The sequence below is a fragment of the Pseudomonas sp. CH61 genome (assembly GCF_059429415.1).
The window spans coordinates 1194247-1217435 of record NZ_CM182098.1 but is presented as its reverse complement, the minus strand read 5'-3'; the positions used below and the strand labels follow the sequence as shown (position 1 = coordinate 1217435).

Here is a 23189-nt window from a genome sequence, read left to right as displayed (position 1 = left end):
TTCAATCCTCGACCACCCAGGTGTCCTTGGTTCCGCCGCCCTGGGAGGAATTCACCACCAGGGAGCCTTCACGCAGCGCCACACGGGTCAAACCACCAGGCACCACACGGGTTTCGCGCCCGGACAAGACAAACGGACGCAAGTCGATATGGCGCGGGGCGATGCCGTTTTCGACAAAGGTCGGACAGGTCGACAGCGACAGCGTCGGTTGCGCGATGTATGCGTGCGGCTTGGCTTTGATGCGCTCGCGGAAGGCGTCGATTTCCGCCGTCGTCGACGCCGGCCCCACGAGCATTCCGTAACCACCGGAGCCTTGAGTTTCCTTGACCACCAGATCTGGAAGATTGGCCAGCACGTGGGAAAGTTCAGACGGGTTGCGGCATTGCCAGGTCGGCACGTTCTTCAGGATCGGTTCTTCGTCGAGATAAAAACGGATCATGTCAGTGACAAACGGGTACACCGATTTGTCATCCGCCACGCCGGTGCCGATGGCGTTTGCCAGCACTACGTTGCCGGAGCGATAAGACGAAAGCAGCCCCGGCACACCGAGCATCGAATCGGGATTGAACGCCAATGGATCGAGGAACGCGTCGTCGAGGCGGCGGTAGATCACGTCCACCGCTTTCGGGCCGTCGGTGGTGCGCATGAAGACTTTATCGTCACGCACGAACAGATCCGCGCCCTCGACCAGCTCCACACCCATTTCCCGCGCCAAAAACGCGTGCTCGAAGAACGCACTGTTGAAGCGCCCCGGCGTCAGCACCACCACGCTCGGGTCGTCGATCGGGCTTGAGCTTTTCAGGGTGTCGAGCAACAGGTTCGGGTAATGATCGATCGGCGCGATGCGCTGGGCGGCGAACAGCTCCGGGAACAGGCGCATCATCATCTTGCGGTCTTCGAGCATGTAGCTCACGCCGCTCGGAGTGCGCAGATTGTCTTCGAGCACGTAATAGGTGCCGTCGCCGTCGCGCACCAGATCGACGCCGGAGATGTGCGAATAGATATCACGGTGCAGATCGAGGCCTTGCATCGCCAACTGATATTGCTCGTTGGCCAGCACCTGTTCGGCAGGAATGATCCCGGCCTTGATGATGCGCTGCTCGTGATAGAGGTCGGCGAGAAACATGTTCAGCGCCTTGACCCGCTGGATGCAGCCGCGCTCAACGATCCGCCATTCACTGGCAGGGATGCTGCGCGGGATGGTGTCGAAGGGAATCAGGCGCTCGGTGCCCTGCTCGTCGCCATAGAGCGTGAAAGTAATGCCGGCGCGATGGAACAGCAGATCGGCCTCGCGTCGCCGTTGGGCCAGCAGTTCGTCAGGCGTGTCGGCCAGCCAGCGGGCGAACTCCCGATAATGCGGGCGAACCTGGCCGCCGGCGTCGTACATCTCATCAAAATAGGTGCGGATCATGCCGTACTCCTTGTCACCCGGACCTACAGGCCTTCGCAAGGCCCGTGCCATCGGCATAAACGCTTTGATTTCAATCGGTTGGAAATACACGCCGCAGGCACCGCACCATTCCTGTGCGGCAAATGCCCCAACCGGATTGCCCCCGCTTCATTGCGACGCACTGCATCGCCTATCACCAGCATAGTCAGAGTTGATTTCACTGCCCGGCGCTGCCTGCGGATAATCCGCGCATCCGCTGCAAAACTTCCCCGCGCACAGCGCCGCGAAGTCGCCAGCTCAACTGACCTGGACTGCCCTCGCAGCCCGCCCCGCTGTAACCCTGACCGGTTTCCTCTCCTTATCGGTCTTCCCTTTTAGCCACCCTCTCCGGTGGCTTTTTTTTGCCTCGGTTTCTTGTTTCAGGGTTTTGCCACAGCGTTTTGCTTACGTCGGAAATGACAACGGCCAACCCGAAGGTCAGCCGTTGTTCAACAAATGAAACCAGAGATCAGTTCAAACGGTGGCGGTTGCGCACCTCCTGCTTTACGCCCCAGCCCTCGATGATGCCACCCAGAGGTTCAACCACGGCAGAGAATCCCTGCTCGAAGTCGCCGATATCGTCATAGGTCGCGTACATCACTTTGCTTAATTCCAGCGCCCAAGCACCGTCATCACGCACGCTGACCTGGGCATTGATGGACTCACCGCGAAATTTGCCTGCCGCCCTGCGCGCCCGCTCCTCGTCCGGGAAAATCGCGTAGAACTCGATGGGATGGAATCGGGAAAAATCGAAACCGCCTTCTTTCATGCGGCGCAGAACATTGCTGCTGATGTCTTCTTGATAGGCTGTGCTCATGAATCGTCCCCCTCGCATAGATGGATAGACTTTCCGTATTCCCGCCCCGGGCCTGTGGCCAAAGTACTACGGCAACGTGGTTGCACGCGGGAACAAGCATGTAGCTGACAAGACCAGACCTTAGCGATCCGTTCGCTGATCTCGCTTGCAGAGTAGCCCCAAGTCAGAGCTGCTGCCAAGGCCTGGCGTGAAAGGTGACAGGAAGAATGTCAGACGGGAGTGATGCTGAGGATTTCGATGCTGTTCTGGGTTTTCAGGCTTTTCACGCCAGCATCGGCGGTGCGACCTTCCAGATCGTTCAGATCCAGTTCGGCGGCAACAGGAAGAAAGCGCTCCTTGATGAGTTTGGCCGCCCGCTCATGACTCGGGCACTCCTCGCACTCGAAGACCCCATCGACAATTTCACCATGATCGTCCACGAAAGTGACTTTCCACTTTTGCATCGGTGCCTCCTCGATCAAACCCGCAAATGGGCTTACCACTATCTCGACTGTGTACGCCGAAAGTTGGTTCAAAAGGATTACAGCGGGCGAAGATGAAAAAAACGACATCTACGGTAGGAGTGAGCCTGCTCGCGATAGCGATTTCTCATCCAACGCTGATGTTGGTAGACAGACCGTAATCGCGAGCAGGCTCACTCCTACAAAGATTTGCAGCGATTATTCAGTCGTTGCTTGGCTTGTTGATCGCCTGCAGCACGTACTGCGGCAAGGCGAACGCGCCGATGTGGATTTCCGGGTTGTAGTAGCGGGTGACGATGCCGCTGCCGATGAAGCGCTGTTGCAGGGTTTCACGGCTGAGCTTGCGGTAAGCCGGGTTGGTCGAGCCCCAGGCGAACGTCATCGAGCCACCGATGTAGGTCGGCACGGCGGCCTGATAGAAGTGCCAGTCCGGGAACAGGCTGTTCAGGCGACCGGCGGTGGTTTTCACTTCGTCGATCTGCATGAACGGCGTGCCGTTCTGGGTCACCAGAATGCCGCCTTCGTTCAGGCAGCGGTGGCACGCCTGGTAGAAGTTCTCCGAGAACAGCACTTCGCCCGGGCCGATCGGGTCAGTGGAGTCGGAGATGATCACGTCGAATTTTTCTGTGGTGGTGGCGACGAAACGCATGCCGTCGTCGATCACCAGGTTCAGACGTGGATCATCGTAGGCGCCGCTGGAGTGGTTCGGCAGGAACTCTTTGCACATATCGACCACGGTGCCGTCGATCTCGACCATGGTGATGTGCTCGACACCGGCGTGCTTGGTCACTTCACGCAGCATGCCGCCGTCACCGCCACCGATGATCAACACGCGCTTGGCGCTGCCGTGGGCGAGGATCGGCACGTGGGTGAGCATTTCGTGGTAGATGAATTCGTCGGCTTCGGTGGTCTGGATCACGCCGTCCAGCGCCATTACACGACCCATGCGCGGGTTCTGGAAAATAACCAGATGCTGGTGTTCGGTGCGCACTTCGTGCAGCAGTTTTTCCATGCGAAAACGCTGGCCGTAGCCTTCGTAGAGGGTTTCCAGGTACTCGCTGGTTTTGGTGACGGTCATGGTCAAGTGCTCCGATGAATGCGCGGGCGCCAATCGTGGGGACGATTGCCCGGGAAAGGCGCGCATTCTACGTTGCCGAAGATGACAGGTCGAACCTCACTTTATCGGCAACCCGCAATCCAATGTAGGAGTGAGCCTGCTCGCGATAGCGGTTTTTCAGTCACTGACTCATTGACTGAAGGATAGCTATCGCGAGCAGGCTCACTCCTACAGGGTATTGCGGTGTTCTCGGGATCGGCTCAGATCCGCACGTTGCCCCGCGGTCCGGCAATCGCCCAGATGATCAGGCCCAGCACCGGCAGGAGGATGATCAGCAGCACCCAGACGATTTTCATCCCGGTGGTCGCGCCGCTTTTCAACACGTTGATGATGGCCCAGATGTCGAGGGCAAGGATGATCAGACCGATCAGACCGTTGAACGTGGAACCCATGGTGTCGCTCCAGAATAGTGGCATGCACTTTTAGGATAGACGGTCGCGCGCAGGGTTCCCTTTTATTGCGTTCAGACGTGAACAGCGATCTTCAGGGCTTCAAGCGATGGCGCGGCGGCGATGCCGACTTCGGCGCACAACTCCAGTACCCGTGGCACGTCGTTGCCGTAGACCAAAACCATCTGCAGCTCGTCGTCGAGCAACTGACTGAAGTTCATCAGCGTGTAACCGCCGTTTTCCTTGTTCATGCTGCTCATCTGCACCTGGATGCGGTTGAGTGCGACCAGCGCTTCGGTCTTGGCCAGTTGCTTTGGTTTGAGGTTGAAATCCACACCCGGGCCGAACGAGGCAACGATCTGCGCGAACAGGTCAACGTAAGTGTCAGCCTGGAACAGCACGGTTTCCGGCAAGCTACCGACCACGACCCACTCGCCCAGCGGAATCGGAAAGGTCTCGTCGTAGTTGATGTCGGGGTTGGCGGTCAGAAAGGCATCAGCATCGGCGTAGGCCTGTGCCGCTTCGTCGGCGACTTTCACGATCTCGTCCTCGCCCATGCAGCCGGAGCTGATTTTGCTGATGAGTTCGACGAGTGCGGCTTTCATGAGGGCGGATCCTGTGGCGAAGGTGAATTTCGAGGGCGCGGAGGATAGCGCACAAAGCAAAAGATCGCAGCCTGCGACAGCTCCTACAAGTTCAGCGTTCGACCGCGAAACGGGCCACAAACGCAATCAGTGTAGGAGTTGCCGCAGGCTGCGATCTTCTGATCTTATCAACCCAACAATTTTTCCAGCTGCACAGTGGTATCAACCGCGCCCATCGTCCGTGCAGCGTCGAGCGCGGTCACGCCGTTGGCGTCCTTGGCCTGCGCGTTGGCGCCTTTGCTGATCAGGTATTCAACGATTGCAACGCGGTTGAACATCGCCGCCATCATCAGCGCCGTACGACCATCAAACGACGAGCCTTCGATCTCGGCACCCGCCTCGACCAGCGCCTTGACCACTGCCAAATCACCTTTGAACGCCGCACCGGCAATCGGACTCTGGCCGTTGCCATTGCGCATTTCCGGGTCGGCTTTGTGTTTAAGCAGCACTTGCACCGCATCCACATGGCCGTAGTAGCTGGCCAGCATCAGCAATGTGTCGCCCTTGCTGTTTTTCAGGTTGACCGGCAAACCGGCCGTGACCAGACGATCAAGCATCTCGGCATCACCGTCGCGCGCCTTGTTGAAAACCTGCTCAGTGAATTCGGCAGCTTCTTCAGGGGTCATCTGGCGGCTTTGGTCGGACATGGGGCAACTCCACTTTCGGTCAATCGGAAAGTCGACAGTTTCCCGAGCGAGACGCTGGCTGTCACCCCCTTTTTCTCAAGTCGCGCCATAGCCAGATTCAATAACGATGCTTGCCCTGATGAATTTCCGCCAACACTTCGTCGGTGACTCGTACGTAAGTCTGCGTGCCGGGCAGCCAGGCGTAAATCGGGTCATCGCCCGTCTGGCCGGGGTCGAAGCCTTCATTTTTCAGGCGGGTTTTCTGATATTTGAAGGTGCCGGTGGTTTCCATTTTCACCTTCACCCGCAGGAACAACGGCACGGCATAGGCCGGCATACGCTCCCGGGCAAAGGTCAGCAACTCGGCGAAATCCAGCGTCGCAAGGGATTCCGCAGGCGTTATCGCCGCCATCCCGGCACGGCCGTTGGTATTGCGGATTTCCACGCCATAAGCCACTGCTTCGGAGATGTGCGGGTGTTGCAGCAACAGGTTTTCGACTTCAGTGGTCGAGACGTTTTCGCCCTTCCAGCGATACGTATCACCGAGCCGATCAACAAATTGCGCGTGACCAAAACCGATGTTGCGCAGCAGATCGCCAGTGTTGAAAAAACGATCGCCTTTGCTAAACACGTCGTGAAGGACAACTTTGGCGGTTTTTTGCGGATCGGTGTAACCGTCCAGCGGGGCTTTTTCGTCAATCCGCGCGAGTAAAAGGCCCTGCTCACCTTTGCCAACCTTGCTCATGAAACCGTCGGCGCTGCGCAGCGGTTCACCGCGGTCATGATCGTAGGCCACCAGCTCCCACGCCATCAGCGAGAAGCCAATGGTGTTGTCGAAGTTGAGGATGTTGGTGAAACCGATATTGCCGTCACTCGCCGCATACAGCTCGCAGATGTGCTCGACGGCGAAACGGGTCTTGAATTCGGCCCAGGCGCCGGGACGCAAGCCGTTGCCGATCATCTTGCGCACGTCGTGCCGACTGTCATCGGCGCTGGCCGGTTGATCGACCAGATAACGACACAACTCGCCGACATAACCGATGGTGGTCGCGCGATAACGACGCACGTCGTTCCAGAACTGGCTGGCGCTGAACTTGCGACGAATCGCGAAGCCCGAGGCGCCGTTGACTGCCGAGCCCCAGCACACGCAAAGACCGGTGGCGTGATACAGCGGCAAGGTGCAGTAGACGACATCGTCGGGGCCCATATTGAGGGCGATCATGCCGAAACTAGCGGAGCTGCGCATCCAGCGCCCGTGCTTGAACACCCCGGCCTTGGGCAGGCCGGTGGTGCCGGAGGTGTAAATGTAGAAACACGGATCGTCGAAAAACACCTGCAGACTGCTCGGCGGATTTTCGCTGGAGGCATCGGCACTGGCGCTGATCAGATTGACGTAGCCTTCGGGCGCAATGCCCGGATGGCTATAGGTGTCCTGATCGGCGACAAACCAGGTGCGCGCCGCGGTGATCGCCACTTGCTCGCGAATCGCCGCATAAGCCGGAACCAGCTCTTCGCCGACCACAATCGCTACCGGCGCCACCAGATTCACGCTGTGGATCAGCGTGTCGCGAGTCTGTGAGGTATTGAGCAGCGCGCTGACCGCGCCGACCTTGGCCAGCGCCAGAATGGTCACCAGCAATTCCGGGCGGTTTTCGATGAACACCGCGACCACGTCGCCCTTGCCGATGCCCTGCCCGTTCAGATAATGAGCGATGCGGTTGGCCCACTGGTTGACCTGCGCATAGGTCAGCCGCACATCGCCCTGCAGTAACGCCGAGCCCTCGGGATTGCGCAGCGTCGCTTGTTCGAATGTCCAGCCAAGGCCACAGCTTTGGGTCGGATCCGTGACGTTAGCCACCTTCATGCCCTTGACCACTCGCGGAATGGCTTTGGCAATCATCGGCAGTTTGCGGAGCATCATGCCCCAGGTAATCGTGTCGCTTGGCGCGTGACTCATGGAAGCTCCCCGTTCGACCTTGGCGTGCAGGTCGATGTTTTTATTTTTCGGGCTTGCTTGAAGCAACCAGCGCACTCAAGCGCGGGTCGAGATCGAAAATACGTCAGCGCTTCTCGGGCTGTACACGCGGTTTTTGCAATGTTTTGTATCCGCTGATCGGCCGACGGCGGCGATGATCATCGGGTAAGCGATTGGTTCCGTTGTTTCGACAACGATCCCGCAAAATGCAGGATGCACGATGGCCATTCATGCAGTTTGCACGACAACCTGAATTTTCCTATTTTTTAACTTATTGATTTATAAGGATTTTATTAATTTCAAATGCTGGCACAATCGCTGCAACCTCCTCTGCATGCTTGCCATTCAAGTGCATACGGAGCTGATAGACATGAGCCTGATCCAAGAAAAATTTACCTCCCTGTTCTCCAACTTCGACGTCACCACTGCGCCACGTCCTGATGGCGGGATCCTGCTGACTCTGCGCAGCAGCGATGGCAAAGTGTTCAAGCGCGCACTGACTTATCAACAACTGCATGCCGGCGACCAATTGTCGTGGGCGATCAGTGCAATTCGCCGCGACCTGGCTGAACAAGCCAGTGAACTGCCGCAAATTGCCATGCTACAGAGCCAGCAGCGTTTTGCCCTGCCGACGTATCACTCGCTGTAATTTCTAAAGCGTTTTAAACAAAACAGGCCGTGAGCTTTCGCTTCACGGCCTGTTTTTTTGTGCCTGACGCCAATTCCTGTGGGAGCGAGCCTGCTCGCGAAGGCTGTGTGTCAACCACTGAAAAGGTTGGCTGAACGGACGCTTTCGCGAGCAGGCTCGCTCCCACATTTGGATCGAGTGTGGGTTAGAAAGCTTCGGGTTCTATGCCGGTGAAGGTGTCGACGGTGATGTGACTGCCCAATTCGCCGCCTTCACGGGCGAGGCCGCAGGTTTGCAGGCCGGCTGCCTGCGCAGCGTCGAGTTCTTCGACGATGTCCGAGAGGAACAGAATCTCCCCCGCTTCAACGCCAATGGCTTGCTGGATATTGGTGTACGACTGCGCCTCGCGCTTGGGCCCCGACGTCGTGTCGAAATACCCGCTGAACAGCGGCGTCAGATCCCCCGCCTCCGAGCAGCCGAAAATCAGCTTCTGTGCCTGAATCGAGCCCGACGAGTACACAAACAGTTGATAACCCGCCGCGTGCCAGCGTTTTAGCGCTTCAACGGCATCCGGGTAAACATGCCCTTTCAACTGCCCGGCGTGATAACCCTGGGCCCAGACCATGCCTTGCAAGGCTTTGAGCGGCGTGGCTTTGCGATCTTCTTCGATCCAGCTCAAGAGGATTTCAACGACCCGTTCAACATCGGCCTGCGGCGCATTGCTGTCACGGCGTACGGCGTCGAGTTGCTCGGCGACATCAGCACGCCCGGCGTTCTGCCGAACAAAATCCGGCAGGTGTTTAGCCGCATACGGAAACAGCACGTCGAAGACGAAACTCACCGCGCTGGTGGTGCCTTCGATGTCAGTGACAATGGCTTTGATCGACATCGAATCAGTCCTCCAGTCGCGGGAAACGGCCAGCGATGTCTTCGCCGGTGAAGTTGGCAACCCATCCTTCTGGGTTGTTGAACAGACGGATCGCGACAAAGTGCGGATGCTCGCCCATGTCGAACCAGTGCTTGGTGCCGGCCGGCACCGAGATCAAATCGTTCTTCTCGCACAGTACGGCGTAGACGTAATCATCGATGTGCAAGGTAAACAGGCCACGGCCGGCGACGAAAAATCTGACTTCGTCCTCGCCATGACGGTGTTCTTCAAGGAACTTGGCGCGCAATTCGGCTTTTTGCGGGTGATCGCTGTTCAGGCTGATGACATCGACGGTGATGTAACCGCGCTCGGTCATCAGCTTGTCGATCTGCTCTTTATAGGCGCTGATCACTTCTTCCTGGGTGGCACCGGGCTGGATCTTTGCGGCGGCTTGCCAGCGGTCGAAGCGCACGCCCTGCTCGGCCAGGGTCGAGGCGATGTCCTCGAAGTGCGTCAGCACCTTGTTCGGGATGTCGGGGCTTGAGACGTGATAGACGGACAGGCTGCTCATTGGGGCAATTCCTCGGTATCGGCCTTGCCGTCCGGTTCTTGCAGACCGGTCGGGCACAGCATTTCATCAGGCAAATGGGCTACTTCCGGTGAAGTCAGCCTTGGCGGTTCATGACGCTGCGGGTTTTCAACTCGCATTCAAACAGAAATTCAAAGGCCTCGATCTGCCGCAGCGCGTCGTTCATCTGCGCGCCCCAGGTGTAGAGGCCGTGGCCGCGAATCAGATAACCGACACAATCAGGATGGGCGTCGAGCCAAGGCTGCACCTTGGCGGCGAGGCGCGCAATATCCTGATCGTTGTCGAAAATCGGCACGCGCACCCGGGATTCGTGAGTCGAAATGCCGCTGAAGGCTTTCTGCAGTTCGTAATCTTCGAACTCGATAAAGTCTTCCGGGGTCAGGCGCGACAGCACCGTGGCGTTGACCGAATGGGTGTGCAGCACTGCGCCGATCTCCGGCCGCCAGCTATACAGCTGAGTGTGCAGCAGGGTTTCGGCGGACGGTTTTTTACCCGGTTCCAGGCTGTTCCCAGAAAGGTCAGTGGCGAGCACATCGTCCAGACCCAACTGGCCCTTGTGCTTGCCGGACACGGTCAGCAGCGCTTCGCTCGGCGACAGGCGTGTCGAGTAGTTGCTGCTGGTGGCCGGCGACCAGCCGCGACCATAAAGAAAGCGCCCGGCATCGACGATTTGCTGGGCGAGTTGTTCACGCGTAAGGCTCATGGCCTGTCCTCTTGCATACGTGTGGCAATGATAACGGCAGCAGCGAGCGCCGCGAGACTGGCAATACTAAAGGTCAATGTCGCGCCGAGGGCATTCCAGCTGTAACCGGAATACAACGCGCCCATGGCGCCGCCGGTGCCGGCCAGTGCTGCGTACAACGCCTGACCCTGCCCTTGCTGGCGCGCGCCGAAGCTACGTTGCACGAACGCGATGGCAGCGGCATGAAAGCTACCGAAGGTTGCTGCGTGCAGAATCTGCGCGAACAACAGCACCGACAGAAACTCGGCGAACGAACCTAGCAGCAACCAGCGCAGCGCCGCCAGCAGAAAACTCGCCATCAGTACCCGACGCAGGGAAAACCGCGCAAGAATCCGGCTCATCGCCATGAACATCAGCACTTCGGCGACCACACCCACGGCCCAGAGCATGCCGATGGTGCCGCGTGTGTAGCCGAGCCGTTCCAGGTGCAAGGTAAGAAAGGTGTAATACGGGCCGTGGCTCATCTGCATCAACGCCACGCAACCGTAAAACGCCAGCACGCCGGGATTGCGCAGCTGTTTGAGAAAGCCCTCGCCGTTCGGCCGATTGCCCTGCGGCGGTTGCGCATTCGGCACCCACAAACTACTGAGAACGATGCCGGCCATGATCAGCACCAGCGCCGCCGGGTAGATATCGAGGCTTAGCCATTCGAACAACCGGCCGAGCGCGACCACGGTGATGATGAAACCGATCGAGCCCCACAGGCGAATCTGGCTGTAACGCGAAGTCTGCCCCTGTAAATGCGCCAGGGTGATGACTTCGAATTGCGGCAGCACCGCGTGCCAGAAGAATGCGTGCAGCGCCATGACCATCGCCAGCCAGGCGTAGGTCTTGCTGACGAAAATCAACGAGAAGGTCAGCAGCGTGCACACCGCGCCAAAGCGCACGATGGCCAGGCGTTTGCCGGTGTAATCGCCGAGCCAGCCCCAGATGTTCGGCGCCACGCAGCGCATCAGCATCGGGATCGCGACCAGCTCACCGATCCGCGCCGGACTGAAGCCGAGGTGATCGAAGTACAGCGCCAGAAACGGCGCGGTCGAACCGAGCAAGGCGAAATAGAACAGATAGAAACTGGACAGCCGCCAGTAAGGGAGCGCCGCCACGGTTATGCCGCGACGGCTTTAGAGCCCGCCATCAAAGCTGGCCCAGCACCGGCGTGCTCACGCGCACATCGGCGTTCTGGCCACGGTGACGCAGCAAGTGATCCATCAGCACAATGGCCATCATCGCTTCGGCAATCGGCGTTGCACGGATGCCGACGCACGGGTCGTGACGGCCCTTGGTGATCACATCGACCGGATTGCCGTGGATATCGATCGAACGGCCCGGGGTGGTGATGCTCGACGTCGGCTTCAGCGCCAAATGGGCAACAATCGGCTGACCGGACGAGATGCCGCCAAGGATGCCGCCCGCGTTGTTGCTGAGGAAACCTTCCGGGGTCATTTCATCGCGGTGTTCGGTTCCGCGCTGGGCAACCGAGGCGAAACCGGCGCCGATTTCCACGCCTTTGACGGCGTTGATGCTCATCAGCGCGTGGGCCAGTTCGGCATCGAGACGGTCGAAAATCGGCTCGCCCAGACCGGGCATCACGCCTTCGGCAACCACGGTGATTTTTGCGCCGACCGAGTCTTGGTCGCGGCGCAATTGGTCCATGTAGGCTTCCAGCTCAGGGACTTTGTCCGGATCCGGGCTGAAGAAGGCGTTCTCTTCTACCGAGTCCCAGGTCTTGAACGGGATTTCGATCGGACCGAGCTGGCTCATGTAGCCACGAATAACGATGCCTTGGCTGGCCAGGTATTTCTTGGCGATTGCACCGGCGGCCACGCGCATCGCGGTTTCCCGCGCCGAACTGCGGCCACCGCCACGGTAATCGCGCTCGCCGTATTTGTGGTGATAGGTGTAGTCGGCGTGGGCCGGGCGGAACAGATCCTTGATCGCCGAGTAGTCCTTGGACTTCTGGTCGGTGTTGCGGATCAGCAAGCCGATCGAGCAACCGGTGGTGCGCCCTTCGAACACGCCGGAGAGGATTTCGACTTCGTCGGCTTCCTGACGCTGGGTCGTGTGGCGGCTGGTGCCCGGCTTGCGGCGATCGAGGTCGCGCTGCAGGTCTTCGAGGGAGATCTCCAGGCCCGGCGGGCAGCCGTCGACAATGGCGACCAACGCCGGACCATGGCTTTCGCCAGCGGTGGTGACAGTGAACAACTTGCCGTAGGTATTGCCGGACATGCAGGACGCTCCGTGAAATCAAACCCAAATTCGTGATGCGCGCCAGTATACGCAGGCTAACCGAGTAGTTCATCCTCGAACCTTAGTGGTGCTGGCGAGTCCAACCGGCACCTTGGCGAATGATGGCGTGATGATGCTGCGAGTTTTGATCTTGAGTCTTACCCTGTTTACGGGCTTTGCCCAAGCGACGGTCCTACAACGCCCGGTTACTTTGGATACCGGCACCGGCGAACTTTTCGGTTCGCTGCTGCTACCAAAATCTGACAACCCGGTGCCGGTTGTCCTGATTATTTCTGGCTCGGGTCCTACGGATCGTGACGGAAACAACCCCGACGGCGGGCGCAACGACAGCCTCAAGCGCCTGGCCTGGGTGCTGGCTAAACACAATATCGCCAGCGTGCGCTACGACAAACGCGGCGTTGCGGCGAGCCTGGCGGCGACGCCGGATGAGCGCAATTTGTCGGTGGAAGCCTACGCGGCGGACGCGGTGGCGTGGGGGCAGAAGCTCAAGACTGATCCGCGTTTCGGCAAGTTGATCCTGCTCGGCCACAGTGAAGGCGCGCTGATTGCCAGCCTCGCTGCACCGAAAGTCGATGCGGCGGCGGTGATTTCCCTGTCCGGCAGCGCCCGCCCGGTCGATCAGGTGATCCGCGAGCAACTGGCCCGCAGCCTGCCGCCGCCGCTGATGCTGCGCAGTAACGAACTGCTCGACAGCCTCAAGGCCGGCCATACCGATGACAATGTTCCACAACCGTTGCAGGTGATTTTCCGCCCGAGCGTGCAGCCGTACCTGATTTCACTGTTCCGTCAGGATCCGGCCAAAGCCTTCGCGCAATTGCAGATGCCGGCGCTGATCGTCCAGGGCAGCAACGACATGCAGGTCGGCGTTGGCGATGCGCAGGCGCTGAAAGCCGCCAAACCCGACGCCGAACTGGTGGTGATCGACGGCATGAACCATGTCATGCGCATCGTCCACAACGATATGAAGCGGCAATTGGCTTCGTACAAGGATCCAAATTTGCCGCTAGCGGCGGAACTCGGCGCGAAGATCATTGAGTTTATTGACGGACTTCGCACCCGTTAACGGTTGTTTGCCCTCTAGTCCTGCAAAAAACGGCCGATAAGCCTTTGTCGCCAGCGCAACGGCTGGCGACAAGCAGGGCTTGGACAGGATCTCGCCGTTATGACTGATACCCAGACTTCACCCGACACCACCGCTGAAAAAGACGCACCGCCAGCGGTCGAGCTGCCGTGGGCGGATGTCCACGTCGAGCACCACAAGATGCTCCGCCTGGCCCCGCTGCAAACCGATCGCAACACTGGCGGGCGCCCCTTGCGCTTCGTCGAATTCGGCTATGCCGAGCGCAACAGCAAAGAAAAAAGCCTGATGCGCATGGCAATCAAACTGCCGGGCCAGCGTGTGCGCAAAGAGCAGAATCAACTGGACGTGTGGGTAGATCACACGACCAAACGTGTGCACTTCGGCCCGGACAGCGGCCTGCAGATCGAACCGATGAACCGTGGCATCGGCCGTTACATGGCCGCGCAAGGCATCAATTGGGCGAAAAAGCGTTGGCCGACCTACACCGTCGACGGCATGGACTTGAACAACAAGGACGCGCTGAACGAAGACACGCGTCTGCGTCGCGATCATTTCCTGCGTGTGCACGGCTTTGATGTGGTGTACGCCGACGCCCAGCATTTGAAAGGCAGCGTCAAGGAAGTGCAGGTTGGCGATTTGCTCGGTGACTGGAACAGCGAAAAGCTGCAGATCGTCGAAATTCTTGAAGCGGCGCAGATGCTCCAGCAGGCCGAGCAGAATCTGGCCGAGCAGGAAGTGAAGCTGAAGAAGCAGGAAGACAAGGTCAGCAAGTTCAAGCGTGAAGACGCTGGTTTGCGTTTCACTATTACGTGCCTGGTGGCGTTTGCGGTGTTTCAGGCGGGGTTGTTGATCTGGATTGCCACACACCGCTGATCGCTTGAAACCGCGTCGCGGCCATTCGCGAGCAAGCTCGCTCCCACCTTGGAATGCATTTCCCTGTGCTTGATCGTTCCCACGCTCCGCGTCACTAGTGTCCGGTAAAACCTGTTTCATAGCAGGAGGCAGCCTTGAGCTGCCTTCTGCTCCGTTCGCTTCTGTCTTCGGTGTTCAAGATGTTCGATGCTTGATGGCCGTTCGAACAACGAGTGGGCTAGCCGAATGACGAAGCTGGAAATAGACCCAGAGCCACCTGACCGGCGCTGATAGAGATGCAGCAAAAGGTATGTGATCAGAGCGCTGTAAATCTGCAGACGAACGGCATTTTCGGAGAAGCAAAAATAGCGTTTGAGCTTTAGGTTTTGCTTGATCCACTTGAAAAACAACTCAATCTGCCAGCGCTGTTTGTACAGCCCGGCAATTTCTTCAGCAGAGCGAGAAAAGTCGTTAGTGACCAGCACCAGCGGCGTTTCGTGATCATCTCGGCGAACCTGTATTCGGCGTACCGCCTGATCCCGATAGAGATTCGGGCGTCGGGTGCTCAGATATTTCTTGGCGAACAATACTGATTCATCCGCCTCGATAGATTCTGCTGCATCCTCTTTTTTCAAATTTTCGACCCGCTTCAGATTGGCGTTTTTTTTCAGGCGTGTGACGAAAAAAGAACCTATCTGATCAATCTGGTGCCACCAGTTGTAATCGCAGTAACCCTTGTCGAAAACGTAAGTCATGCCTGCTTCGAGTGGCATGGTCAGCGCATCGCTTAGATCGTTGACGTTTGCCGCAGTGATGTTTACGTAGGTTGGGGCTGTTTGCCTTGGATCGATGGCTACATGCACCTTCAGTCCCTGGGTGATACGGGTTTTCGTCGCGGTGGTCCATTCGTCAAAACCTGGGCCGCGCAAGCTGATCGAAGTCGAATCGATCAAGGTGATCATCGCTTCGAGAGACTTGCGCTGTTTACGACCGATGCCTTTGAGGAGGTGCTCGCAGGCCAACCGAAAGGGCTCTGAACTGCGCTTGTTCAGCGCGTCACAAAGGGTGGAGCGGACCATGTTCTTAGCGTTGAGATGGTGGCGATGAGGTTCCAGTGACTGCGAAGCTGTCGCCAGCGTACGTAAGCTCTTGGCCTGAGTAATCTGGCCATAAATCAGCGTGACAAGCAGATCCCAGGAGGTGAACTGCTTGGCGTACCGATCAGCCCCACAGCGCTTGACCGCTGCTTTGAAAAGCTGATGAGGAAGGGCTTGAAGCATCTGCGCAAATCGGGTGCTGGTGAACATAGTCGAAAATCGAGTCTGAAAAACCTGATTATTGCTCAGGAAGCAGGCACAGCAAGGGGGAGCAAGCTCCCCCTTCAGTTTTTACCGGACACTAGTGACGCTCCGCGTGGGAATGCAGCCCGGGACGCTCCGCGTCCCAACAGCGGACGCAGAGCGCCCATTGAGGCATTCCCACGCAGAGCGTGGGAACGATCAGTCTCGATTAGACGCGGGAAGCGAACAGGGCTTGGTGGTTGCGGCACTGCTCCGCTGTCAGCATGAACACGCCATGCCCGCCGCGCTCGAATTCCAGCCAGGCGAAATCGACTTCCGGGTACAGCGCGTCAACGTGCACCTGACTGTTGCCCACTTCAACGATCAGCAAGCCCTTCTCGGTCAGGTGATCCGCCGCTTCAGCGAGCATGCGTCGAACCAGATTCAATCCATCATCACCGCAAGCCAGACCCAGCTCGGGCTCATGCTGATATTCATCCGGCATATCAGCGAAATCTTCCGCATCCACGTAAGGCGGGTTCGACACGATCAGGTCGAAACGCTGACCCGGCAAACCATCAAAACCATCGCCCTGCACGGTGTAGACGCGTTCATCGACGCCATGGCGCTCGATGTTCTGGTTGGCCACTTCCAGCGCTTCGAACGACAGATCGGCCAGCACCACCTCGGCGTTCTGGAACTCGTAGGCGCAGGCAATGCCGATGCAACCGGAGCCGGTGCACAGGTCGAGAATCCGCGCAGGTTCGGTGCCGATCCACGGGGCGAAGCGGTTTTCGATCAGTTCGCCAATCGGCGAACGCGGGATCAACACACGCTCGTCAACGATAAACGACATGCCACAGAACCACGCCTCACCCAACAGATAAGCGGTGGGAATGCGTTCTTCGATGCGGCGCTTGAGCAGGCGTTGCAGGTTGACCAGCTCGTCGTCTTCCAGCGCGCAATCGAGGTAGCTGTCGGCGATTTCCCACGGCAGGTGCAACGCACCGAGCACGAGTTGCCGGGCTTCGTCCCAGGCATTGTCGGTGCCATGGCCGAAAAACAGATCCTCCCCATGGAAGCGGCTGACGGCCCAACGGATATGGTCACGCAGGGTACGAAGGCGGGAAGTGATCACGGCGCAGAACTCCAGAAAAAACGACTGGCGATTCTACCAGCCAAAACGCGTGACGACGACGCAGGAAAAACATCGCGCCGACAGTAGGAGTTTTCTGTTTTTTGCATCAGCCATTGAACAGAACGTGTAACTTGACAAGGCTGCAGGCCAATAACGACGGTGCCTACGATGGTAGCGATTCACAGAACCGCTCAGCCAGAGGACAATGTCGCAAAAGCCCCACCCCAAGGAGCCCCAGAATGTCCGTTCCAAAAACGATGTTTCAACTCAGCGGTCGCGGGTACGCAGCGGCCACACTGAGCCATGCCACCGTGGTCATCATCGATGCCCAGAAAGAATATCTCAGTGGCCCGCTGGCCCTGAGCGGCATGGACGCGGCCGTCGCGAACATCAAACAAGTGGTTGCCGCAGCCCGTGCAGCCGGTCGGCCGATCGTGCACGTGCGTCATCTCGGCACCGTCGGTGGCTTGTTCGACCCGCAGGGCGAACGCGGCGAATTCATCCCGGGCCTCGAGCCACAAGGCGATGAAACCATTATCGGCAAACTGCTGCCGAGCGCGTTCCACGGCACCGAGTTGCTCGATCGTTTGCAAAACCTTGGCTCGCTGGACTTGATCGTCTGCGGTTTCATGAGCCACTCCAGCGTCAGCACCACCGTGCGCGCGGCGAAGAACCTGGGTTTCCGCTGCACCCTGGTGGAAGACGCCTGCGCCACCCGCGACTTGCCGTTCAAGGGCCGCGTGCTCAGCGCCGCCGTGGTGCAGGAAGCCGAAATGGCGATCATGGCGGACAACTTCGCCACCCTCGCGCTGACTCAGGACCTGATCTGATCTGCTCTGATGAGCGGCTCAGCGCGCCGCTCATCCGCAAAACCCTCTCATTTGCCGCAAATGCCATAGCCTCAGGAACAACCCGGTCAACTCCCGGTCGAAGGGCCGATACCCATTGAGGAAGGTCGGAATGAAGTTATCCGATGGATTTGACGCACGCCGCTTGCGGCCCAAAGGCCAAAGCAACTGGCGTTTTCGATTCGGCGCGGCGATCGCGGCCATTCTGGCCACGTTCGGCGTGCTGCTGGCGATGGCCGGAGCGGCCAGCCTGCTCGGCCGTCCACCGGCACTCGGTGACTTGAACGCTACGCCGATGGGCTCGGCGATCATTCTGGCGGTCGGTTTGCTGTTTCTGTATTTCGGTGTCGCCCTGTGGCGCCGCTGCCGCCGTCGCGCACGGCAATCGCGGGAACTGAACATGTCCCCGCACCTGATGAAAAAACACGACTGACTCACCGGCCTGGCTTTTTGCCGGGCCGTTTTGTTTCGACTTGGGTAAACTGGCCGCCCTTCGCGGAGGCTGACATGCAAGACGACGATTTTTCCCTGTTCAAAAGTGCGATCCAAGGCGTCAAGCCGATCAAGCACGACCGCGCCGACACCGGCAAACCCAAGGCAGACCGCGCACAGATTGCCAAGCTGCGCCAGTCCGCCACCGTGCGCACCGATGCCACCACCGTTGACGGTCTGTCCGATCAGTTCGTGATCGACGTCGGCCCGGAAGACGAGCTGATGTGGTCCCGCGACGGCGTGCAGGAAAGTCAGATGCGCAAGCTCAAGGTCGGCCAGATCCCGTTCGAAGGCAGCCTCGACCTGCATGGCATGAGCGTGGAAAAGGCCCGCGAAACCCTCTGGGCGTTTCTCGCCGAAGCGACCAAATTCGAAATCCGCTGTGTGCGTGTTACTCACGGCAAGGCTGTGCGCCTGGACGGCAAGCGGCCGATGATCAAAAGCCACGTCAACACTTGGCTGCGTCAACATGCGCAGGTGTTGGGTTTCTGCTCGTGCCAGGCCAGACACGGCGGCGCTGGCGCGGTTTACGTGATGCTCAAACGCACCATGATGGAAGGCCGCGACGAATAATCCGCCCCATTTGAAGCCCCGCATCGTTAGTCACGATGCGGGGCTTTTATTTGGCTGAAGCTGTTTGAAAGACAGAGCCGAACGGCAGCTTTCGGCAGTCGGCTTTGCACCCACTGCCAGCGCCCGACGCGTTAAGCGGGATTCAATGAGTGACAGGCGACAGCGCATCGTTTGCTGACGATGAGGGCACATAAACCGAATTGCTCAGTTCATGTTCCTCTTGGTGAGCCTTTTCGATGCGATACGTAAGTTCTTCTTCAAGGTTCTCATAGTCGACGTTTTTGCCGTCTTCGTCGCGCAGACCGCCATAGTTGAACACTACGAGATGCTTACGAAAGCCTTTACCCTTACGCGCACTTGGCATCTTGAAGAAGATCTTCCACCGGCTGTCATTAAAGTTCGGCAGAGTGTCAGCCCTTTCGGCAATGATATGAAGTACCGTATTGAGTTGCATCTGAGCTATCCCTCTGTACGATTCGACCTCTGTGGCTTCAATCGATGTGTAAGGGACTAACCCATCAGCATTGAAAAACCAGATGCCCTTGTCCTTGAGGATCATCAAGGTTTGCGAACCCGCGTTGCGATTCAGCCACGCCATGCCCAAGTACCATAACGAACACACCAGCAGCAGCGCAGCGATTCCATTGGACTCCATACGGAACCCCTGGATGGCCATGACCAAGAATAAAACACCGCCCAATAAAGCCCTCACAGGCACGCGGCGACGCTCGGTAAACGCCATATCATTGATTGAACTTTTCATGATCTTCCTTTGGCTAATAGGCGCGAAAATCGCATCCAGGTAATGCAAAAGGCCCTTTCGGGCCGTCGTTTCAATGAACCTTTCACTCAACGCTTGTTGCCTTCCCCATGCCAAGGCTCAGCCTCGACACGCAGCAACTCTGCGGAGTTCTTTACAGGGTAAAGGTGACCTGTGGGCTGCGATTTTACTCGATAAAATCGCCGAAGTGAGAGATCGGGTCTGGCGCTCTGGGTGTCGGTGACCGTTTCAGGCTGCGCTGATCGAATTGGGGATTCGCGCCCGCCGGCAATACAACTGCCGACACACATACGCTACCATGTGCGTCATGGCGGGTATGAACCCTGCGTTTATTGCCACTCAGCTCGGTCATAGCGTTCAGATGTTGCTATCGACCTACGCCCGATGGATCAATTCCAGCACTGACTGGGGTGAACTCGGCAAGCTCGAAAACAGCTTGATTGGTACAAAATTGGTACAGACAGAAACAGTACCCCTCTGAAACCCTTATGGAATCAGCCCCTGTGACACTGGAACAGAACTACACCGCGATTCTCGGCCAATTGGGCGAAGACGTGTCCCGCGAGGGCCTGCTCGACACGCCAAAGCGTGCCGCCAAAGCCATGCAGTACCTCTGCCGCGGTTATGAACAGACGCTCGAAGAGGTCACCAACGGTGCCCTGTTCAGCTCCGATAACAGCGAAATGGTGCTGGTCAAGGACATCGAGTTGTACTCGTTGTGCGAACACCACCTGCTGCCGTTCATCGGCAAGGCGCACGTCGCGTACATCCCGAGCGGCAAAGTGCTGGGCCTGTCGAAGGTCGCGCGGATCGTCGACATGTACGCCCGCCGCCTGCAGATTCAGGAAAACCTCAGCCGCCAGATCGCCGATGCAGTGCAACAAGTCACCGGCGCGCTGGGCGTGGCCGTGGTGATCGAGGCCAAGCACATGTGCATGATGATGCGCGGTGTCGAGAAGCAGAATTCGTCGATGATCACTTCGGTGATGCTCGGTGAGTTCCGTGAAAACGCCGCGACTCGCAGCGAGTTTCTCAGCCTGATCAAGTAATTCGCAGCACGAAAAAAACCGGCATTCATCGCCGGTTTTTTTTCGCCCGAGAAAAATCGGGTAAGCTGCGCGCCTTTCTCAATATGCACCGTGAGGCTTCAACGTGTTCGTCAAAGCGCTTCGTGTCGGCCTCGGCCAACTGGTTATCTTCATCGACTTCATCACCCGTCCGGGCAAGAAAAAACGCCCCGCCGCTGCCCAGGCTCAGGTCGATGCAGCCGCGAAGGATCTGACACTGTATCAGTTCCACGCCTGCCCGTTCTGTGTGAAAACCCGCCGTACGCTGCGCCGCCTGAATGTGCCGGTGGCGCTGAAGGATGCGAAGAACAACGAGCAGGATCGACAGACGCTGCTGGATCAGGGTGGCCGGATCAAGGTGCCTTGCTTGCGCATTGAAGAGAATGGCCAGACCACCTGGATGTATGAGTCCAAGGTGATTATTGATTATCTGGATAAGCGCTTCGCTGCGGTCTGATGGTTTTGTGCTGGGGCTGATGGCCCTATCGCGAGCAGGCTCACTCCTACAGGTGAATGCATTCCAACTGTAGGAGTGAGCCTGCTCGCGATGAGGCCCGCCAAATCACCTCAAAGCTCAGACAAAAACAAACCGGCCCTCGAGCCGGTTTATTTGTTTTCAAGCCGCTTTATCTAGCTGCGCCTGGCGCACCACCGCCGCCAATCGCTTGAGCCCTTCATCCAGGCGCGCCGGATCGATGTGGCTGAAGTTCAAACGCAAATGCCCGTGATGCTTATCCGTATCCGGGAAAAACGGCTCCCCCGGCATAAACGCCACGTCATTGGCCAACGCCTCGTTAAGCAACGTTCGCGTGTCCAGCGGTTGCTTCAGCGTCAGCCAGAAAAACAGCCCACCCTGTGGCGTGTTCCAATCCGCCAGATCAGAAAAATGTGTTTCCAGCGCCGCCTGGAAGGCATCCCGCCGCTGTCGATAGAAGCCGCGCAACTCGCTCAGATGCTGCTGATACTTCTCAGTACCGATCCACTGCAACGCCTGCCATTGGCCGATGCGATTGGTGTGCAGATCCGCCGATTGCTTGAGTTTGAGCAAGTGCGGAAACAGATCGGGACTGGCGATCAGATAGCCGACACGCAAACCCGGCAGCAAGGTTTTCGACACGGTGCCGGTGTAGATCCAACTGGATTTCTTCAAGCGACCGGCAATCGGCTTGGCGCTGCCGCCATCGAACGTCAGTTCACGGTAAGGCTCATCTTCGATCAGCGTGACGCCAAACTCGTCGAGCAAAGCCGCTACCGCTGCACGCTTTTCTTCGCTATAGCGCACGGCGGACGGGTTCTGGAACGTCGGAATCAGGTAGATAAACGCCGGGTGATGTTGCTCCAAACGCTCGCGCAACTGTGCCAGGTTCGGGCCGTCGGACTCTTGCGGCACGGTCAGGCAATCGGCGCCGAACAGCTGGAATATCTGTAGTGCGGCGAGATAAGTCGGTGCCTCCAGCAGAATTTCTGTGCCTTTGTCGATGTACAGCTTGGCCGCCAGATCGAGGGTCTGTTGAGAGCCGCTGACCACCAGCACCTGACTCGCCTGACATTCCAGCCCAAGCGCCCTCGCCTCCGCCGCCAGAGCCTCGCGCAATGCCGGCTCGCCTTCGCTCATGCCGTATTGGCCGAGCGACAGCGGCATGTCGGCCCACTCGACCTTCGGCAGCATGGCTTCGGCCGGCAATCCGCCAGCGAACGACATCACCTCAGGGCGCTGAGCGGCAGCGAGGATTTCACGGATCAAAGAACTTTTAAGGCGCGAGACACGTTCGGAAAAAGCCATGGGGGTCACCGGTAGCGAGGCGGACGAAAAATGAGTCAAACTGGTTGACTGAAATTACGACAGCTTGAGCGAGTACGTCAATATGCTTGACCTTAAAAACCCATCCAGTCAGCAACAGGCCATGGAAGCGTTTTTCTTCGGCTATCAGGCCTTCACCGCCAAGGCTGATGAAATGCTCGAGCGCCGTGGGCTGTCGCGGGTGCATCAGCGCATCGTGTTTTTCATCGCGCGTTACCCGAATTTGAGCGTGAAGGAATTGCTGGGATTGCTCGGCGTGAGCAAGCAGGCGTTGAACATGCCGTTGCGGCAGTTGCAGGAAATGCATCTGGTCGACAGCGTGGCGTCGGAGGCCGACAAGCGTAAACGCCTGCTGGAGCTGACGGCGGAAGGTGCGAAGTTTGAGCAGACGTTGCGGCGTGAGCAGGTGAAATTGCTGGAGCGGGTGTTTGCCGAGGCTGGCGAAGCGGCGGTGAATGGCTGGTTGGCGGTGAATCTGGCATTGGGGAACAGTCAGACGGTTCTCGATTGAATGGGACTGCCTCTTCGCGAGCAGGCTCGCTCCCACAGGGGAACGTATTTCAAATGTGGGAGCGAGCCTGCTCGCGAAGGGCCAGCACAAGTGATATATCCCTATCGACGGAACTTTCGTAAACAAAACCAAAAACAATATTTGCTTTATTTGTACACAAAAGCATAATCCACAGCGTGCGAGTTCCTGACCGCATGGTCAACAAATTCGCGTATGCCTCAAAGGGCCGCTGC

26 protein-coding genes and 1 pseudogene are annotated in these 23189 nt (G+C 58.2%); 10 read left to right on the top strand and 17 right to left on the bottom strand.

Translation table 11 applies throughout. The features are described 5' to 3' along the window. Window position 1: 1 nt before the first annotated feature. The 8 genes from AC5SEM_RS05560 to AC5SEM_RS05525 form a co-directional block, all read right to left on the bottom strand. Window positions 2-1411 (bottom strand): circularly permuted type 2 ATP-grasp protein, encoded by a 1410-nt coding sequence (locus tag AC5SEM_RS05560; RefSeq protein WP_016982906.1) that lies wholly within the window; start codon window positions 1409-1411, stop codon window positions 2-4. A gap of 487 nt (window positions 1412-1898) precedes the next feature. Further along, a complete protein-coding gene (locus AC5SEM_RS05555) occupies window positions 1899-2246 on the bottom strand; it encodes a ribonuclease E inhibitor RraB (protein WP_007914059.1) in 348 nt (115 codons plus the stop codon). A gap of 209 nt (window positions 2247-2455) precedes the next feature. Continuing rightward, window positions 2456-2689 (bottom strand): hypothetical protein, encoded by a 234-nt coding sequence (locus AC5SEM_RS05550; RefSeq protein ID WP_495472337.1) that lies wholly within the window; start codon window positions 2687-2689, stop codon window positions 2456-2458. A gap of 220 nt (window positions 2690-2909) precedes the next feature. After that, window positions 2910-3785 carry a polyamine aminopropyltransferase gene (gene speE, locus AC5SEM_RS05545; protein ID WP_016982904.1) on the bottom strand — a complete coding sequence of 292 codons (876 nt, stop codon included), beginning with the start codon at window positions 3783-3785 and terminating at the stop codon, window positions 2910-2912. Window positions 3786-4024: 239 nt separating this feature from the next. Continuing rightward, on the bottom strand, window positions 4025-4216 hold the full coding sequence (locus AC5SEM_RS05540) for a PLDc N-terminal domain-containing protein (RefSeq protein WP_007914053.1): 192 nt from the start codon (window positions 4214-4216) through the stop codon (window positions 4025-4027). Between the two features lie 71 nt (window positions 4217-4287). Next, window positions 4288-4818, bottom strand: a complete 531-nt coding sequence (locus tag AC5SEM_RS05535) for a hypothetical protein (RefSeq protein WP_495472336.1) — start codon at window positions 4816-4818, stop codon at window positions 4288-4290. Between the two features lie 167 nt (window positions 4819-4985). Continuing rightward, window positions 4986-5504 (bottom strand): ankyrin repeat domain-containing protein, encoded by a 519-nt coding sequence (locus tag AC5SEM_RS05530; RefSeq protein WP_495472335.1) that lies wholly within the window; start codon window positions 5502-5504, stop codon window positions 4986-4988. 97 nt (window positions 5505-5601) lie between these two features. Continuing rightward, window positions 5602-7440 carry a long-chain-acyl-CoA synthetase gene (locus tag AC5SEM_RS05525; protein ID WP_495472334.1) on the bottom strand — a complete coding sequence of 613 codons (1839 nt, stop codon included), beginning with the start codon at window positions 7438-7440 and terminating at the stop codon, window positions 5602-5604. A gap of 388 nt (window positions 7441-7828) precedes the next feature. On the opposite strand from AC5SEM_RS05525, the gene AC5SEM_RS05520 reads away from it, so the two are divergent. Further along, window positions 7829-8107: a DUF3509 domain-containing protein gene (locus AC5SEM_RS05520; RefSeq protein ID WP_008080936.1), complete on the top strand. Its 279-nt coding sequence runs from the start codon at window positions 7829-7831 to the stop codon at window positions 8105-8107. A 184-nt stretch (window positions 8108-8291) separates the two neighbouring features. On the opposite strand, the gene mtnC is transcribed toward AC5SEM_RS05520, so the two are convergent. The 5 genes from mtnC to aroC all read right to left on the bottom strand — a co-directional run bounded on the left by mtnC (window position 8292) and on the right by aroC (window position 12511). Beyond that, window positions 8292-8975 (bottom strand): acireductone synthase, encoded by a 684-nt coding sequence (gene mtnC / locus AC5SEM_RS05515; RefSeq protein WP_077571788.1) that lies wholly within the window; start codon window positions 8973-8975, stop codon window positions 8292-8294. A 4-nt stretch (window positions 8976-8979) separates the two neighbouring features. Further along, the gene (locus AC5SEM_RS05510) at window positions 8980-9525 is read right to left on the bottom strand and encodes a 1,2-dihydroxy-3-keto-5-methylthiopentene dioxygenase (protein ID WP_007914042.1); all 546 of its coding nucleotides are present in this window, start codon (window positions 9523-9525) and stop codon (window positions 8980-8982) included. Window positions 9526-9619: 94 nt separating this feature from the next. Further along, window positions 9620-10246: a methylthioribulose 1-phosphate dehydratase gene (locus AC5SEM_RS05505; RefSeq protein WP_034151739.1), complete on the bottom strand. Its 627-nt coding sequence runs from the start codon at window positions 10244-10246 to the stop codon at window positions 9620-9622. Continuing rightward, on the bottom strand, window positions 10243-11388 hold the full coding sequence (locus tag AC5SEM_RS05500) for an MFS transporter (protein ID WP_495472333.1): 1146 nt from the start codon (window positions 11386-11388) through the stop codon (window positions 10243-10245). Before AC5SEM_RS05500 ends, AC5SEM_RS05505 begins: the two co-directional genes overlap by 4 nt. A gap of 31 nt (window positions 11389-11419) precedes the next feature. Beyond that, window positions 11420-12511 carry a chorismate synthase gene (gene aroC, locus AC5SEM_RS05495; protein WP_077571784.1) on the bottom strand — a complete coding sequence of 364 codons (1092 nt, stop codon included), beginning with the start codon at window positions 12509-12511 and terminating at the stop codon, window positions 11420-11422. A gap of 130 nt (window positions 12512-12641) precedes the next feature. Between aroC and AC5SEM_RS05490 the strand changes: the two genes are divergently transcribed. Both AC5SEM_RS05490 and AC5SEM_RS05485 read left to right on the top strand, forming a co-directional pair. Further along, window positions 12642-13595 (top strand): alpha/beta hydrolase, encoded by a 954-nt coding sequence (locus AC5SEM_RS05490; protein ID WP_137219042.1) that lies wholly within the window; start codon window positions 12642-12644, stop codon window positions 13593-13595. Window positions 13596-13694: 99 nt separating this feature from the next. Continuing rightward, window positions 13695-14486, top strand: a complete 792-nt coding sequence (locus tag AC5SEM_RS05485; protein ID WP_110721157.1) for a hypothetical protein — start codon at window positions 13695-13697, stop codon at window positions 14484-14486. Window positions 14487-14602: 116 nt separating this feature from the next. Here the strand turns inward: AC5SEM_RS05485 and AC5SEM_RS05480 are convergent, their stop codons facing one another. Together AC5SEM_RS05480 and prmB are read right to left on the bottom strand one after the other, a co-directional pair. Further along, the gene (locus AC5SEM_RS05480) at window positions 14603-15772 is read right to left on the bottom strand and encodes an IS4 family transposase (protein ID WP_495472332.1); all 1170 of its coding nucleotides are present in this window, start codon (window positions 15770-15772) and stop codon (window positions 14603-14605) included. Between the two features lie 202 nt (window positions 15773-15974). Then, window positions 15975-16883 (bottom strand): 50S ribosomal protein L3 N(5)-glutamine methyltransferase, encoded by a 909-nt coding sequence (prmB, locus tag AC5SEM_RS05475; protein ID WP_034151742.1) that lies wholly within the window; start codon window positions 16881-16883, stop codon window positions 15975-15977. Window positions 16884-17122: 239 nt separating this feature from the next. Between prmB and AC5SEM_RS05470 the strand changes: the two genes are divergently transcribed. The 3 genes from AC5SEM_RS05470 to AC5SEM_RS05460 all read left to right on the top strand — a co-directional run bounded on the left by AC5SEM_RS05470 (window position 17123) and on the right by AC5SEM_RS05460 (window position 18796). Next, window positions 17123-17713, top strand: coding sequence for a cysteine hydrolase family protein (locus tag AC5SEM_RS05470; protein ID WP_007914026.1), 591 nt, complete (start codon window positions 17123-17125; stop codon window positions 17711-17713). Window positions 17714-17843: 130 nt separating this feature from the next. Continuing rightward, a complete protein-coding gene (locus tag AC5SEM_RS05465) occupies window positions 17844-18164 on the top strand; it encodes a hypothetical protein (RefSeq protein WP_007914024.1) in 321 nt (106 codons plus the stop codon). Window positions 18165-18238: 74 nt separating this feature from the next. Then, entirely contained in the window at window positions 18239-18796 is a 558-nt protein-coding gene (locus AC5SEM_RS05460; RefSeq protein WP_077571781.1) for a Smr/MutS family protein, read from the top strand. 142 nt (window positions 18797-18938) lie between these two features. On the opposite strand, the gene AC5SEM_RS05455 is transcribed toward AC5SEM_RS05460, so the two are convergent. Beyond that, window positions 18939-19559, bottom strand: a complete 621-nt coding sequence (locus tag AC5SEM_RS05455) for a hypothetical protein (RefSeq protein ID WP_495472331.1) — start codon at window positions 19557-19559, stop codon at window positions 18939-18941. Between the two features lie 250 nt (window positions 19560-19809). On the opposite strand from AC5SEM_RS05455, the pseudogene AC5SEM_RS05450 reads away from it, so the two are divergent. The 3 genes and pseudogenes from AC5SEM_RS05450 to AC5SEM_RS05440 form a co-directional block, all read left to right on the top strand. After that, a pseudogene (locus AC5SEM_RS05450) lies at window positions 19810-20058 on the top strand (site-specific integrase); the annotation flags it as partial. Between the two features lie 22 nt (window positions 20059-20080). Beyond that, window positions 20081-20626, top strand: a complete 546-nt coding sequence (folE, locus tag AC5SEM_RS05445; protein ID WP_010456659.1) for a GTP cyclohydrolase I FolE — start codon at window positions 20081-20083, stop codon at window positions 20624-20626. Between the two features lie 103 nt (window positions 20627-20729). Then, window positions 20730-21101, top strand: a complete 372-nt coding sequence (locus tag AC5SEM_RS05440) for a glutathione S-transferase N-terminal domain-containing protein (protein ID WP_116032877.1) — start codon at window positions 20730-20732, stop codon at window positions 21099-21101. A 159-nt stretch (window positions 21102-21260) separates the two neighbouring features. Here AC5SEM_RS05440 and AC5SEM_RS05435 read toward each other — a convergent pair whose 3' ends face one another. Continuing rightward, entirely contained in the window at window positions 21261-22427 is a 1167-nt protein-coding gene (locus tag AC5SEM_RS05435; RefSeq protein ID WP_495472330.1) for an aminotransferase-like domain-containing protein, read from the bottom strand. Window positions 22428-22509: 82 nt separating this feature from the next. Between AC5SEM_RS05435 and AC5SEM_RS05430 the strand changes: the two genes are divergently transcribed. After that, entirely contained in the window at window positions 22510-22956 is a 447-nt protein-coding gene (locus AC5SEM_RS05430; RefSeq protein WP_077571779.1) for a MarR family winged helix-turn-helix transcriptional regulator, read from the top strand. Window positions 22957-23189 lie beyond the last annotated feature (233 nt).

Bases quoted from the DNA above. Each gene is read 5' to 3' on its own strand.
- AC5SEM_RS05560 (WP_016982906.1), bottom strand. From the start codon at position 1,411: ATGATCCGCACCTATTTTGATGAGATGTACGACGCCGGCGGCCAGGTT.
- AC5SEM_RS05530 (WP_495472335.1), bottom strand. From the start codon at position 5,504: ATGTCCGACCAAAGCCGCCAGATGACCCCTGAAGAAGCTGCCGAATTC.
- AC5SEM_RS05525 (WP_495472334.1), bottom strand. From the start codon at position 7,440: ATGAGTCACGCGCCAAGCGACACGATTACCTGGGGCATGATGCTCCGC.
- AC5SEM_RS05455 (WP_495472331.1), bottom strand. From the start codon at position 19,559: ATGAAAAGTTCAATCAATGATATGGCGTTTACCGAGCGTCGCCGCGTG.
- mtnC (WP_077571788.1), bottom strand. From the start codon at position 8,975: ATGTCGATCAAAGCCATTGTCACTGACATCGAAGGCACCACCAGCGCG.
- AC5SEM_RS05465 (WP_007914024.1), top strand. From the start codon at position 17,844: ATGAAGTTATCCGATGGATTTGACGCACGCCGCTTGCGGCCCAAAGGC.
- AC5SEM_RS05435 (WP_495472330.1), bottom strand. From the start codon at position 22,427: ATGGCTTTTTCCGAACGTGTCTCGCGCCTTAAAAGTTCTTTGATCCGT.
- aroC (WP_077571784.1), bottom strand. From the start codon at position 12,511: ATGTCCGGCAATACCTACGGCAAGTTGTTCACTGTCACCACCGCTGGC.
- AC5SEM_RS05430 (WP_077571779.1), top strand. From the start codon at position 22,510: ATGCTTGACCTTAAAAACCCATCCAGTCAGCAACAGGCCATGGAAGCG.
- AC5SEM_RS05460 (WP_077571781.1), top strand. From the start codon at position 18,239: ATGCAAGACGACGATTTTTCCCTGTTCAAAAGTGCGATCCAAGGCGTC.
- AC5SEM_RS05540 (WP_007914053.1), bottom strand. From the start codon at position 4,216: ATGGGTTCCACGTTCAACGGTCTGATCGGTCTGATCATCCTTGCCCTC.
- AC5SEM_RS05490 (WP_137219042.1), top strand. From the start codon at position 12,642: ATGATGCTGCGAGTTTTGATCTTGAGTCTTACCCTGTTTACGGGCTTT.
- AC5SEM_RS05550 (WP_495472337.1), bottom strand. From the start codon at position 2,689: ATGCAAAAGTGGAAAGTCACTTTCGTGGACGATCATGGTGAAATTGTC.
- AC5SEM_RS05505 (WP_034151739.1), bottom strand. From the start codon at position 10,246: ATGAGCCTTACGCGTGAACAACTCGCCCAGCAAATCGTCGATGCCGGG.
- AC5SEM_RS05535 (WP_495472336.1), bottom strand. From the start codon at position 4,818: ATGAAAGCCGCACTCGTCGAACTCATCAGCAAAATCAGCTCCGGCTGC.
- AC5SEM_RS05480 (WP_495472332.1), bottom strand. From the start codon at position 15,772: ATGTTCACCAGCACCCGATTTGCGCAGATGCTTCAAGCCCTTCCTCAT.
- AC5SEM_RS05555 (WP_007914059.1), bottom strand. From the start codon at position 2,246: ATGAGCACAGCCTATCAAGAAGACATCAGCAGCAATGTTCTGCGCCGC.
- AC5SEM_RS05510 (WP_007914042.1), bottom strand. From the start codon at position 9,525: ATGAGCAGCCTGTCCGTCTATCACGTCTCAAGCCCCGACATCCCGAAC.
- AC5SEM_RS05485 (WP_110721157.1), top strand. From the start codon at position 13,695: ATGACTGATACCCAGACTTCACCCGACACCACCGCTGAAAAAGACGCA.
- speE (WP_016982904.1), bottom strand. From the start codon at position 3,785: ATGACCGTCACCAAAACCAGCGAGTACCTGGAAACCCTCTACGAAGGC.
- AC5SEM_RS05520 (WP_008080936.1), top strand. From the start codon at position 7,829: ATGAGCCTGATCCAAGAAAAATTTACCTCCCTGTTCTCCAACTTCGAC.
- AC5SEM_RS05470 (WP_007914026.1), top strand. From the start codon at position 17,123: ATGTCCGTTCCAAAAACGATGTTTCAACTCAGCGGTCGCGGGTACGCA.